Source organism: Streptomyces sp. NPDC017991 (genome assembly GCF_044328075.1).
In the GTDB taxonomy this organism is placed as follows: Bacteria; Actinomycetota; Actinomycetes; order Streptomycetales; family Streptomycetaceae; genus Streptomyces.
This window is the reverse complement of record NZ_JBIRGP010000003.1, coordinates 588,735-601,202: the sequence shown is the minus strand read 5'-3', so window position 1 is coordinate 601,202 and position 12,468 is coordinate 588,735. Positions and strand designations below refer to the sequence as shown.

General features: G+C 70.6%; 9 protein-coding genes and 1 pseudogene. 4 read left to right on the top strand and 6 right to left on the bottom strand.

The window, feature by feature from the left end:
- Window positions 1-14 precede the first annotated feature (14 nt).
- The 3 genes from ACH4DZ_RS11165 to ACH4DZ_RS11155 all read left to right on the top strand — a co-directional run bounded on the left by ACH4DZ_RS11165 (window position 15) and on the right by ACH4DZ_RS11155 (window position 4,375).
- Window positions 15-1,160, top strand: a complete 1,146-nt coding sequence (locus tag ACH4DZ_RS11165; RefSeq protein WP_398286746.1) for a sensor histidine kinase — start codon at window positions 15-17, stop codon at window positions 1,158-1,160.
- Complete coding sequence (locus tag ACH4DZ_RS11160; RefSeq protein WP_398286743.1) at window positions 1,157-1,840, top strand: response regulator; 684 nt, start codon at window positions 1,157-1,159, stop codon at window positions 1,838-1,840. The genes ACH4DZ_RS11165 and ACH4DZ_RS11160 overlap by 4 nt, the downstream gene beginning before the upstream one ends.
- Before the next feature lie 204 nt (window positions 1,841-2,044).
- A complete protein-coding gene (locus ACH4DZ_RS11155; RefSeq protein ID WP_398286742.1) occupies window positions 2,045-4,375 on the top strand; it encodes an MMPL family transporter in 2,331 nt (776 codons plus the stop codon).
- 193 nt (window positions 4,376-4,568) lie between these two features.
- Here ACH4DZ_RS11155 and ACH4DZ_RS11150 read toward each other — a convergent pair whose 3' ends face one another.
- The 6 genes from ACH4DZ_RS11150 to ACH4DZ_RS11125 all read right to left on the bottom strand — a co-directional run bounded on the left by ACH4DZ_RS11150 (window position 4,569) and on the right by ACH4DZ_RS11125 (window position 11,157).
- Window positions 4,569-5,663 (bottom strand): ABC transporter ATP-binding protein, encoded by a 1,095-nt coding sequence (locus ACH4DZ_RS11150; protein ID WP_398286740.1) that lies wholly within the window; start codon window positions 5,661-5,663, stop codon window positions 4,569-4,571.
- Window positions 5,656-6,639: an ABC transporter ATP-binding protein gene (locus ACH4DZ_RS11145; protein WP_398286739.1), complete on the bottom strand. Its 984-nt coding sequence runs from the start codon at window positions 6,637-6,639 to the stop codon at window positions 5,656-5,658. Before ACH4DZ_RS11145 ends, ACH4DZ_RS11150 begins: the two co-directional genes overlap by 8 nt.
- 5 nt (window positions 6,640-6,644) lie before the next feature.
- Window positions 6,645-7,688: an ABC transporter permease gene (locus ACH4DZ_RS11140; protein ID WP_398286737.1), complete on the bottom strand. Its 1,044-nt coding sequence runs from the start codon at window positions 7,686-7,688 to the stop codon at window positions 6,645-6,647.
- Window positions 7,681-8,604 (bottom strand): ABC transporter permease, encoded by a 924-nt coding sequence (locus ACH4DZ_RS11135; RefSeq protein ID WP_398286736.1) that lies wholly within the window; start codon window positions 8,602-8,604, stop codon window positions 7,681-7,683. Before ACH4DZ_RS11135 ends, ACH4DZ_RS11140 begins: the two co-directional genes overlap by 8 nt.
- Window positions 8,605-8,668: 64 nt before the next feature.
- Window positions 8,669-10,312: an ABC transporter substrate-binding protein gene (locus tag ACH4DZ_RS11130; protein ID WP_398286735.1), complete on the bottom strand. Its 1,644-nt coding sequence runs from the start codon at window positions 10,310-10,312 to the stop codon at window positions 8,669-8,671.
- Between the two features lie 428 nt (window positions 10,313-10,740).
- Window positions 10,741-11,157, bottom strand: coding sequence for a VOC family protein (locus ACH4DZ_RS11125; protein WP_398286734.1), 417 nt, complete (start codon window positions 11,155-11,157; stop codon window positions 10,741-10,743).
- 322 nt (window positions 11,158-11,479) lie between these two features.
- Here ACH4DZ_RS11125 and ACH4DZ_RS11120 point away from each other — a divergent pair.
- A pseudogene (locus ACH4DZ_RS11120) lies at window positions 11,480-12,468 on the top strand (hypothetical protein); the annotation flags it as partial.

Genomic DNA, 12,468 nt, shown 5'->3' with positions numbered 1-12,468 from the left:
CGGAGTGATCACTGGTGCGATCCGATCCATGGGCGGCCGGCGGCACGCTCACCGTGGCGGGCGCGTTGGCCGTGGGCACGGTGTCCGCGGCCGTCGGCGAGCACGCCGGTTCGACGACGCTGTGGGTCATTCTCGCCATGGGCGCGGCCGGCCTCGCCCTGGCCGTGCGGGCTTCGGTTTCCGCCGTCGTCGTATCCGCCCTGCTGGCCGCCCTGGAGGTGCGCGATCCGGCGCCGTGGGCCACCTGGGCGGTCGCGGGAGGACTGCTGTTCCTGTTCGCCCTCCGCCGTCCCCGCTTCGACGCGATCGCCGCCGGTGCCGCGGTCGCGGGCGCCGCGATGGTCGCCGCCTACAACCCGTGGCAGGACGGCGACAACGTCGGGGTGTTCGGGCTCGTCACTCTCGCGGCCGCCATGGTCGGGGTGGGGCAGTGGGTGCAGGCGCAGCGGCGCTACGTGACCGCGGAGACGGGGCGCCGCCGCCAGGAAGCCGAGCGCAGACGGGAGGAGGTGGCCCGGCACGTGGCGGAGGAACGGCTGAGGATCGCCCGCGAACTCCACGACAGCGTGGCCCATCACCTCGCGGTGGTCAGCGTCCACACCAATGTCGCCAAGGCCAATCTCGACCCCTCGCAACAGGTGTCGCGGCGCGCCCTCGACGAGGTACAGGCCGCCACCCGGTCGGTGATGGAGGAACTGGGGGTCGTCCTGGGCGTCCTGCGCTCATCCGAGTCCGAGATCGCCCCGGCCGCTCCGGTGGACGCCGCCATGGTCGACGAACTACTGGAGAGCTTCGAGGGCATCGGGCTGAAAGTCGGCACCGAGGGGCTGGACCACCTGCTCGCCCTCGCACCGGTCGCCCGGACCGCCGCCCGGCGCCTGCTCCAGGAATCACTCACCAACGCACAGCGGTACGGCGACGGCGGCGCCACCGTGACCGTCGGCCCGCCGGCCGGCGGATACGTCACTCTGTCGGTCCGCAACCCCTGGGTACCGCGGGAGACGGAGTCCGCCGGAAGCGGGCTGGGGCTCGTGGGCATGGAGGAACGGGTCCACGCCCTCGGCGGCACGTTTTACGCGGGTCCGGACGCGGCGGGATTCCTGGTGACCGCACAACTGCCGGCCGCCGCGCCGCGCAGAACGAGGGAGATGTCCGGATGAGCGTCGTACGCGTACTCGTCGTCGACGACCAGGTGATGATCCGCTCCGGCATACGCGCACTGCTGGAGACCGGCACCGGAGTCGACGTCGTCGGCGAGGCGGCCGACGGACACCGGGCCGTCGACATGGCGCGGGCCCTCGTGCCCGACGTGATCCTGATGGACCTGCGGATGCCGGTGCTCGACGGGGTGGGAGCGATCACCCGGCTGCGCGCCGACGCCGTCACCGCGGACATCGGGATCCTGGTCCTGACCACCTTCGACACCGACCAGGACATCCTGGCCGCCCTCCAGGCCGGCGCCAACGGCTTCCTCGGGAAGTCGGCGGACCACGAGGAACTCCTGCGGGCGGTCGAGCGGGTCGCCGCGGGCGGCTCCTCCCTGTCCGCCGTCGCGACGGACACCGTCGTCGGACATCTCACCCGCACGGCACGGCAGCAGCGGCCGCGGGAACCGGTCTCGCCCGAGGATCTGCGCAAGGCCGGGTCCCTGACCTCCCGCGAACGGGAGATCACCGTTCTGGTCACCCAGGGGCTGAACAACGACGCCATCGCGGAGCGCCTGTTCATCTCGCCGCTGACGGTGAAGACCCACGTGAACCGGGCCATGAGCAAGATGCACGTACGGGACCGGGCCCAACTCGTGGTCGCGGCCCTGCGGGCGGGCCTGCGCGAGGACTGACCGAGCCGGGCGACGGGGCGCGGCGGGCAACGAACCACCGCAGGCGACGAACCACCGCGGGTGGAGGAGAACCGGGGGACCGGAAGTACACCAGCGGCGGTAGATCCACTACCGCCGCTGTGCGACGACCGCCCGGCACCTCCCGGCGGAAGCTGAGCACCGGCCGCACGAGCGGCCCGCGTACCGCTTTCCGCAGGAGCCCCGATGTCCCGATTGTTGTCCAGGATCGGCGCGTTCAGCGCCGGCCACCGGCTCGTCGTCGCCGGCGCATGGTTGGTGCTGACCGTGGTCCTCACCGTCGTGACGATCAGCGGCGCCAAATTCTCCGACGCCGAATTCAGCATCTCGGGCGCCGAGTCGACCACGGCGCTCGCCACGATGAAGGAGGCGTTTCCCGAAGCGGACCCCGATGCCGGTGAGTTGTTGCTGGTCGTCGAGGCACCCGGTGGCACCTCCCTGACGCGGCCGAACGACCGGCGCCTGGTCGCCGGCCTCGTGTCACGTGCCGCGGCCGTCCCCGACGTGAAGTCCGCCGCGGACCCGTTCGACGAGAGCCGGCCCTACGTCTCACGGGACGGTTCGGTCGCCGTCTCGACGCTCACCGTCGACCTGGAGGCCGACCAGGCGGTCGTCGAGGACAACCTCCGGGAGGCCGCGGCGGCGCTGACGGACCGGGGTTACGGCGTCGAACTCGGCGGGGCCCTCGACGACGGGCCGCCCGAGATCGCCGGCGTCACCGAGATCGCCGGAGTCGTGATCGCCTTCGTCGTGCTGCTGCTGACCTTCGGTTCGCTGGCCGCCGCCGGCGCGAACATGCTGACCGCGCTCAGTGGTGTCGTGGTCGGCGTCCTGGGCATTCTCGCCTGGTCGGCGACGGGCGAGGGCATCCAGTCCACCACGCTGATCATCGCGGTGATGCTGGGACTGGCCGTCGGCATCGACTACGCCCTGCTGATCCTCTCGCGCTTCCGTGACGAGCTCCGCCGGGGCGCCGGCATCGACGCGGCCGTGGCCCGCGCCTCCGGCACGGCCGGCACCTCCGTGGTGGTGGCCGGGACCACCGTGGTGATCGCCCTGGCGGGCCTGTCGGTCGTGCGGATCGCGTTCATCACCGAGATGGGGCTCGGCGCGGCACTCGCCGTGATCGTGGCCGTGGCCGCCTCTCTCACCCTCGTGCCGGTCGTGCTGCGGACCCTCGGCCACCGGGCGCTGCCGCGCAGGGAGCGCCCGGCACGGGGCGCGGCGTACGCGGCACCCGTGACCGCGGCGGCCGGAACACCGGCCGCGGAGCAAGTACCGACGGAGCAGGCACCGGTGGCGGAAGCACCGGCGGCAGACGCACCGGCGGACGCGTCAGCGGCCACGGAGGGGTCGGGCAGCCGCCGCGGGCCGGGCCTGCTGAGTCGCTGGGCCCGGATGGTGGTCGACCGGCCCGTCCTCACGATGCTGGGCGGCATCGCCCTCGTCGCCCTGCTCGCCGTTCCGGCCCTCTCGCTCACGACCGAACTCGATCCCCCGGGCGGCCCCGACCCGGCCAGTTCCCAGCGCGCTGCCTACACCACCGTGAGCGACGCGTTCGGCGCCGGCGAACAGAACCCCCTGATCGTGCTCTTCGAAGGCACCGAGGCGGCGGACACCGCCACCGGCACGGCGAAGAAGATCACCGCGCTGGACGGTGTGGCCGACGTCAGTCCCGTCCAGCGCGCCGAGGAAGCGGACGCCGCCTTCCTGGCCGTCACCCCCGACCACGGCCCGACCGACCCGCGCACCGGCGACCTGGTGAACTCGCTGCGCACGGCGATGGACGACGTGGCCGGCGCGAAGGTCTCGGTGACCGGCCAGACCGCGGTCGACGTGGACGTCGACTCGGCGCTCTCGTCGGGCCTGATCATCTATCTGATCGCCGTGGTCGGGCTCTCGCTGCTCCTGCTCACCCTCGTGTTCCGTTCCGTCATGGTGCCGCTGCTGGCCACCGCCGGGTTCCTCATGTCCCTGGCCGCGGGCCTCGGCGTGACGGTGGCGGTCTTCCAGTGGGGCTGGGCCGGCGCCCTGGTCGGCCTCGACGAGGCCCGGCCGCTGGCCAGTCTGACGCCGCTGATCGTGGTGGGCGTGCTGTTCGGCCTCGCCATGGACTACCAGGTGTTCCTGGTGGCCCGTATGCACGAGGCGCACCGCAACGGACTCCCCACCCGGGCGGCCATCGTGCGGGGCTTCGGGCAGGCCTCCCCCGTCGTCGTCGCGGCGGCCGCCATCATGGCCTCGGTGTTCGCCGGCTTCGCCTTCAGCGGCGGCGACCAGATGGTCGCGTCCATCGGACTGGCCCTGACCGTCGGGGTACTGGTCGACGCGCTCGTCGTCCGCATGCTGCTCGTACCGGCGGCCCTGCGGCTCCTCGGTGAGGCGGGCTGGTGGATACCCCGCGCGCTGGACCGGGTGCTGCCGGACATCGACACCGAGGGTTCGTCCCTCGACCAGGAGGGACCGCCGAAGGAGGACGGGCCGCGACACGAACTCGCCGGGTCCGCCCGCAACTAGGGCGCTTCTTTCGGATCAGCCCGGGTCTCGGCGACCCGCGCGGGAACGGCGACCGGCCGGGGAGACATGGCGCTCCCCGGCCGGTCTACGGCACCCGCACGGCCGTACGCTGTTCAGAGTGCCGCGTCCGTATATCGGTGCCGGGTCGGCCAAGTTGCCTGCGTGTTAACGCAGTTGCCGCATGTTTGTCATCTTATGTCAGCCCGTCGGTCGGCTCGTCCGGGATCCGGCCCGGCGGTTCCTCCGGCTGCTCACGCGGCTCCTCCGGGGGCACGACCTGTTTCTCCTCCGCGAAGTGGCAGGCCGAGTCATGGGCGGCGGGACCGGCCTCGTACCGGAACTCCGCGGGCACCGCCAGCAGCGGGACCTCCATCGCGCAGCGCTCGGCGGCCTTCCAGCAGCGGGTGCGGAAGCGGCAGCCGGAGGGGATGTTCGCCGGGGAGGGCACGTCACCGAAGAGGATGATCCGCTCCCGGTGCTCACGGGCCTCCGGGTCCGGTACGGGCACGGCGGACAGCAGCGCCTGGGTGTACGGGTGCGTCGGATGGTCGTAGATCTCCTCGTCCCGGCCGGTCTCCACGATCCGGCCGAGGTACATCACCCCGACCCGGTCGGAGATGTGCCGCACGATCGACAGGTCGTGCGCGATGAAGACGTAGGAGAGGGCGAACTCGCTCTGCAGGCGGTCCATCAGGTTGATGACCTGCGCCTGTACGGACACGTCGAGGGCCGACACCGGCTCGTCCGCGACGATGATCTCGGGGCGCAGGGCGAGGCCGCGCGCGATGCCGATGCGCTGGCGCTGGCCGCCGGAGAACTGGTGCGGATAGCGGTTGATGTACTCCGGGTTGAGCCCGACCACGTCCAGCAGGTCCTGCACCTGGCGACGCCGGTCGCCCTTGGGCGCGACCTCGGGGTGGATCTCGTACGGCTCCCCGATGATGTCGCCGACGGTCATACGGGGGTTGAGCGAGGTGTACGGGTCCTGGAAGACCATCTGGATGTTGCGGCGGACGGCCTTGAGGGCGCGGCCGGACAGCTTGGTGATGTCGTCGCCCTTGTATCTGATCTCGCCCGCGGTCGGCCTCTCCAGGTTGACCAGCATCTTGGCGACGGTCGACTTGCCGCAGCCGGACTCGCCGACGATGCCGAGGGTTTCCCCGGCGCCGAGGTCGAAGTCGACGCCGTCGACCGCCTTCACCGCGCCCACCTGTTTGCGGAACAGGATTCCCTGGGTGAGCGGGTAGTGCTTGACCAGGCCCCGTACCTGAAGGATCGGCTCAGCCATTGAGGCACTCCCTCCAGAAGTGGCAGGCGCTCACGCGGTCCGTGCCCGCCTCGGTCACCTCGTACAGGGGCGGTACGTCGGTGCGGCAGACGTCCTGGGCCATGGGGCAGCGGGGGTTGAAGGCGCAGCCCGGTGGGATGTTCATCAGGTTGGGCGGCAGGCCCTTGATCGCGTACAGCTCCCGGCCCTTCTGGTCGAGCCGCGGGATCGATTCGAGCAGGCCCTTCGTGTACGGGTGCGCGGGGGCCTTGTAGATGTCGTGGACCGGGGCGGACTCGACGATGCGGCCCGCGTACATCACGGCGATGCGGTCGGCGACGTCCGCGACCACGCCGAGGTCGTGGGTGATGAGGATGAGGCCCATGTTGAGTTCGCGCTGCAGCTCGGCGAGCAGGTCCATGACCTGGGCCTGGACGGTGACGTCGAGGGCGGTGGTGGGTTCGTCGGCGATGATCAGGGCGGGTTCGAGGGCCAGCGCCATCGCGATCATGATGCGCTGGCGCATGCCGCCGGAGAACTGGTGGGGGTAGTCGCCCACCCGGGAGGCGGCGCCCGGGATGCGGACCCGGTCCATCAGCTCGACGGCCTTGGCCTTCGCGTCCTTGCGGGACATGCCCCGGTGGACGGTGAACATCTCGCCGAGCTGGGCGCCGACGCTGAGCACCGGGTTCAGGGACGACAGGGCGTCCTGGAAGATCATCGCCATCTGGGCGCCGCGGACCTTGCGCCGGGCCTCCTCCTTGAACTTCAGGAGGTCCTGGCCCTTGAAGAGGATCTCGCCCGCGGTGATCTTCCCCGGCGGGGTGTCGAGGATGCCCATCACGGCCTGCGCGGTGACGGACTTGCCGGAGCCGGACTCGCCGAGCACGGCGAGCGTCTCGCCCTCGTCCACGCTGTAGGTGACCCCGTTGACGGCCTTGGCGACCCCGTCCCGGGTCCTGAACTCCACGTGCAGGTCGCGCACTTCGAGCAGCACGTCACTCACCTCAGCTTCGGGTCGAGGGCGTCGCGCACCGCGTCGCCGAGCATGATGAACGCGAGGACGGTGACGGCCAGCGCCCCGGCCGGCCAGAGCAGGGCGTGCGGCGCGGTGCGGATGTACTGGGACGCCGAGGAGATGTCGATGCCCCAGCTCACCGTGGGCGGCTTCAGCCCGACGCCGAGGAACGAGAGGGTCGCCTCCAACGAGATGTACGTCCCCAGCGCGATGGTCGCCACGACGATGACCGGGGCGATCGCGTTGGGCGTGATGTGCCTCAGCAGCATGCGGGTGTTGGAGGCGCCGAGCGCGCGGGCGGCCTGCACGTAGTCGTTCTGCTTGGTGGTGATGACCGACCCGCGGGCGATCCGGGAGATCTGCGGCCAGCCGAGCAGCACCATGAAGCCGATCACCGGCCAGATGGTGGCGCTGGTGACGACGGACAGCAGCACCAGACCGCCGAGGACGACGGGGATGGCGAAGAAGATGTCGGTGATACGGGAGAGGACCGCGTCCCACGCCCCGCCGAAGAACCCGGCGAGTCCGCCCAGCACCGAGCCGAGGATCGCCACCCCGAGCGTGGCGCAGACGCCGACGGTGACGGAGACCCGGGCCCCGTACACCGTACGTGTGTAGACGTCGCAGCCCTGGCCGTTGTAGCCGAAGGGGTGGCCCGGCTGGGATCCCTCCTGGGACTTGGCGAGGTCGCACTTGAGGGGGTTGCCGGAGGCGATCGCCGAGGGCCACAGGGAGATGACGACCAGGAAGAGGATGACGAGCCCCGAGATGATGAAGACGGGGTTGCGCCGAAGATCGCGCCAGGCGTCGGACCACAGGGACCGGGGCTTGTCCTGCGGGCCGGAGCCGTCCGGCCCGGTCGGGGACTTCCGCAGCGAGTCGGCCTCCTGCGTGGCGAGGTCCATCGCGCCGCCCATGCCGGTCGCGGCGATGGCGCCGTCCTCGGGGGCGCGCCCGCCGCCGGACAGGTGCGGCCCCGGCGGCATGGAGGGCAGGGGCCGCTCCGGCGGCGTCGGCTGCTCAGGCATAGCGGATCCTCGGGTCGAGTACGGCGTACAGGAGGTCGACCAGCAGGTTGGCCACCAGGAAGACGAGGACGAGGACGGTCACGAAGCCGACGACGGTCTGCGTGTTCTGGCGCAGGATCCCCTGGTAGAGCTGGAAGCCGACGCCGTGGATGTTGAAGATCCGCTCGGTGACGATCGCGCCGCCCATCAGCGCGCCGATGTCGGTGCCGATGAAGGTGACCACCGGGATGAGGGAGTTGCGCAGCAGGTGCCGGGTGATGACCCGGCGCCGGGGCAGGCCCTTGGCGATGGCCGTACGGACGTAGTCGGCGCGCCGGTTCTCGGCGATGGACGTCCGGGTCAGCCGGGTCACATAGGCGAGGGAGACGGACGCGAGCACGAGGCCGGGCACGATCAGCTCGTCGAACGGGGCGTCCGAGGAGACGGACGGACTGATCCACCCCCATTTGACGCCGAGCAGCAGTTGCAGCAGCAGACCGGTGACGAAGGTGGGCACCGAGATGACGACGAGGGTGATCAGCAGGACACCGGTGTCGACGGGCCGGCCGCGGCGCAGTCCGGTGACGACACCGAGCGCGATGCCGATGACGACCTCGAAGAGGATCGCGACGATCGTGAGCCGGATGGTGACCGGGAAGGCGGTCGACATCAGCTCGGTGACCTCCTGCCCGTTGAACGCGGTGCCGAAGTCGCCGGTGAAGACGTTGCCCATGTAGGTCGCGTACTGCTGCCACACGGGCTTGTCCAGGCCGAACTCCTTGCGCAGCTGGGCCGCCGTCGCGGGGTCGCAACTCCGGTCGCCGCACAGGCCCGCGATGGGGTCGCCCATCACGTTCACCATCAGAAAGATCAACAGGGTGGCGCCGATGAAGACCGGGATCATCTGCAGCAGACGCCGGATCACATACCGTCCCATGAGGGCTCCGGAGGTAGGCGGGGGCGCGCGCCTGCCTTCTTGCTGAAGTGCGCGCCCCCGTGGCTCAGCTGACCTTGATCTCGTTGTAGACGGGCAGGCTGAACGGGTTCAGTGCCACGTTCGAGATCCGGTCCGAGTAGCCGGCGCTGCCGTTCTGGTACCAGAGCGGAATGGCGCCCATCTCGTCCCGCAGGACCTCCTCGGCCTGCTGGAACAGGTCGACGGCCTTGGCCTGGTCGGTCTCCGCGTTCGCCTTGTCGACGAGGTCGTCGAACTTCTCGCTGGTCCACTTGCCGTCGTTGGACGAGGCGTTGGTGTAGTACAGCGGCTGCAGGAAGTTCTGGATCAGCGGGTAGTCCATCTGCCAGCCCGCCCGGAAGGGGCCCGACATCTTGGACTGGGTGATCTGGTTGCGGAAGTCGGCGAAGGTGCCGACCGGGTTGCCGACGCAGGCCTTGTCGTTGTCGAGCGCGTTGTTGACGGAGTTGCAGACGGCGTCCACCCATTCCTTGTGGGAGCCGGTGTCCGCGTTGTACGAGATCTTGACCTGCCCGCCGGGGAGCCCGCCGCCGTCCTCGATCATCTTCTTGGCCTTGTCGGGGTCGTACTCGCAGGCGTCACCGCACAGCCCGTCCTTGAAGCCGCCGTCCTCGCCGAGGACGGGCGAGGTCCAGTCGGTGGCGGGGGTCCGCGTCTTCTGGAAGATCGTCTCGGTGATCTGCTTCCGGTTGATCGCCATGGACAGACCGGTACGGACCTTCTCCATCCCGTCCTTGCCCCAGTTCTTGTCGTAGAACGGGAAGGCGAGGGTCTGGATGATGCCGGCGGGGGTGTTGATGTACCGGTCGCCGAGGTCGCTCTTGGCGTTCTTGAGCTGGGCGGCGGGCACGTCGTCGACGAGGTCGAGGTTGCCGGCCATCAGGTCCGTGTAGGCGGTGTTGTTGTCCGTGTAGACCTTCAGGTCCACCCCACCGTTCTCGGCCTTGTCCTCCCCCGGGTACTTGTCCCACTTGCGCATCTTCATCACCGAGCCCTTGGCGTACGAGTCGATCGTGTACGGGCCGTTGCCGACCGGCTTCTTCAGCCAGGTCGCGTGGTCGTCGAAGAACGCCTTGGGCAGCGGGGCGAAGGCGGCGTAGCCGAGGGTGTCGGGGAAGGTCGAGAACTTCTGGTTGAGCTTGATCGTGAAGGTGTTGTCGCCGGTTACCTTGAGCCCGCTCAAGGTCTGGGCCGACTGCTTGCCACCGTCTTCCGGATGGACCTTGTCGTAGCCGTCGATGTACCCGAAGAAGTACGCGTTCTTCTGGTTGTTCTTGAGGCTGGCGCCGTAGTTCCAGGCGTCCACGAACGACTTGGCGGTGACCGCCTCGCCGTTGCTGAACGTCCAGCCGCTCCTGACGGTGACGGTGAAGTTCTGCGAGTCCGAGGTGTCGATCTTCTCGGCCAGCATGTCCTCGGCCTCGCCGGTCTTGGCGTCGTAGCGCTTGAGACCGCGGAAGAGCATGTCGAGGACCTTGCCGCCCTGCACCTCGTTGGTGTTGGCCGGCTCCAGGGGGTTCTGCGGGTCGCCCCACGACGAACTGAGGACTCCGGAGCCGTCGCCACCGCCGCCGCTGTCGCCGCCGTCCCCGCCTCCCCCACAGGCCGTCGCCGCGAGGGCTGCCGCCGTCGCGCATACGGCCCATCTGGCGTGTGTGGCTCCACGCATGGAGTGCCTCCTCATCGGTGCGCTGCGGCTCCGGCGCCGGAGCCGGTTCCTTTGCGCCCAATATCGGTGTGAATCTCACATGCCGCACATTTGGCGACCCACATGGGTGCATGCGGCATCCGCCGTGCGGGCCGGTGGGGGCTGGCCGCGCAGTTCCCCGCGCCCCTGAGGGCGGGCACTGCGTGCCTCGCCCTACCGACCGCCGACCGAAACGCGGGCGTACAACGAGACGCCCCCTCCTGGGGGCGCGGGGAACTGCGCGACCAGCCCCCACCGCCCCGCAGCCGACACACAACCGGTCCACCCCCCAGGGGCGCGGGGAACTGCGCGACAAGCCCTCACCGGCCGGCACCGGCCTCCTTGGCGTCTACGGTCGGACGAGGTGGAGACCGGGGCCCTTCCTCGCCAGAGCAGGGCCGGAGACAGCGTCAGCTGGCGAGTCGGTCCGACTCCCCCCGCTCCACACAGAACTCGTTCCCCTCCGGGTCCGCCAGGAGGAACCAGCCGGTGCCGTCCGGGCGGGTCCGGTCCGCTATCAGGGTCGCGCCGAGCGCGAGCGCCCGCTCGACCTCCGCCGCCCGCGTGCGTCCCGTCGGCCGCAGGTCGAAGTGGATGCGGTTCTTGGCCGTCTTGCCTTCCGGGACGCGGACGAAGAGCAGCCGCGGACCTCCGTCGGGGTCCGCGATCAGCGCCTCCGGGTCACCCGGCTTGTCGTCGTCGGCCAGCGGGCGGCCCAGCAACTCGCTCCAGAACAGGCCGAGAGCGTAGGGATCGCCCGTGCAGTCGAAGGTGATGCTGTGGATGACGGGGTTGCGGACGACGGAAGGTGCGGGGGTTCGGGTCATGGCGGGGAGCCTCCCGGATGCCTCGGGCGATGTCGAACAGTTATCGCCGGGCGATCGTCGGCCCGGCGTCACGTTCGGCGTCACGTTCGGCGTCACGCCCGGCGCACGCCGAGAGCTGTGACGTGAACCCGTCGGGGGCGTTCATCCGTTGGGGCGGAAGTGACCGAAGCCCGACCGGGACGACAGCGCGGCCAGCCAGGGTGGAGCAGGAAGCCGGGGCGAAGTGATCCGCCCACGGCGCCACGTCACGGCACCACTTCACAGCACCACGCCACGGCACCACGTCAGGTCATGACGTCATGTCATGCCAGGAGGCCATCGCATGCCCACGCCCCCCACCCCGGACTTCGGTTCCGACATCGACGACTACGCCCCCCACGAGGGGCAACGCGGCTGCGACCCGGCGGCGAAGCCGGGCCTCCTCGGCTTCCGCGATCTGGTCCTCGCCGCCTACCCCGACACGCACAGCCTGGGCATCAGCAGGGAGTGCGGCGAGCCGGGAGTCAGCGAGCACAAGGAGGGCAGGGCCTGGGACTGGGCGGTCGCCGCCGACAGCCAGGCCGGTATCGCCGACTATCTCATCGGCTGGCTGCTCGCCACCGACCGGCACGGCAACCGCCACGCCCTCGCCCGCCGCTTCGGAATCATGTACATGATCTGGAACCGGCGGATCTGGCAGGCCGCCCGCGCGGACGCCGGCTGGACCCCGTACACCGGTCGCAGTCCGCACACCGACCACGTCCACTTCAGTTTCGGCTGGGCGGGGGCCCGCCGGGAGACCACCTGGTGGACCGGTGGCCGGGCGGTCGCGCCGCAGGTCGGCGTCGGGATCCCGTCCGTGGTGGACCACGGCTCGGGCATGGTCGTGTCCGGGGTCGACGGGACGGGGGACGTGGCGCACCGCTGGCAGAACCAGGCGGGCGGCGCGTGGTCGGCGTGGACCCCGCTGGGCCGTCCGTCCTCCGGCGCGGTGGGGCGGCCATGGGCGCTGGTCGGCCGCTACGGCAAGCTCGCGGTGTTCGTACGGGGCACCGACGGGACGCTGTGGCACACCTGGCAGTCGGAGGCGGGCGCGTGGGCGCCGGAGTGGGTGTCCCTGGGCGGCCGGCCCGTGAGCGACCCGTCGGTGGTGCTCAACCCCAACGGCGCGCTGTCGGTGTTCGCCCGGGGGCCCGAGGGGCGCGTCACCCACACCTGGCAACGTGGTCCGGAGGACGGCCACGGCTGGCACGGCTCATGGGTCGACATGGGCGGCGCCACACAGGGCCGGCCCACCGTGCTCGTCGGCCGCGACGGAGGCATGGTCCTCTT